Raw genomic sequence first — 434 nt, forward strand, 5'->3', positions numbered from 1 at the left:
AGCCGAAAAGCATCTGCATTTCTTTGACCAAAACGAGAAACGCTATGATGATACAGGGAGCGAGCATCAACAATTATTAGAGAAGTTGAGAGGGCTCAGCCGTGCATAAGGTCAAACTAGGAGAACGGCTGCGTCCCTACATTATGATCGCTCCCGCGATGATCGGTATTTTTGTATTCGTTGTGTATCCGATTTTATATTTGATCTATCTAAGCCTGTATGATTACAACCTGATGAACAAAGCAAAGAGCAAGTTTATCGGCTTGGATAACTTTAAAGAAATTTTAGGCCGTGAGGATTTCTACAAGTCTCTGTACAATACGGTCATTTATACCGGCGGAGTCGTTATCGCGACACTGGTCATTTCGGTTGCGCTAGCGGTTTGGCTTAAGAAAAATACGAAGTTCAACCAATTTGTACAAGCGGGTATTTTT

1 protein-coding gene is annotated in these 434 nt (G+C 41.9%); it reads left to right on the forward strand.

Going from position 1 to position 434, the window contains the following annotated elements; translation table 11 throughout:
• Positions 1 to 101: 101 nt before the first annotated feature.
• Positions 102 to 434: carbohydrate ABC transporter permease (locus V1L65_RS28650; protein ID WP_442955732.1), on the forward strand; the 333-nt coding region annotated here is incomplete at its 3' end.

The sequence above is a fragment of the Paenibacillus sp. IITD108 genome (assembly GCF_036541265.1).
In the GTDB taxonomy this organism is placed as follows: domain Bacteria; phylum Bacillota; class Bacilli; order Paenibacillales; family Paenibacillaceae; genus Pristimantibacillus.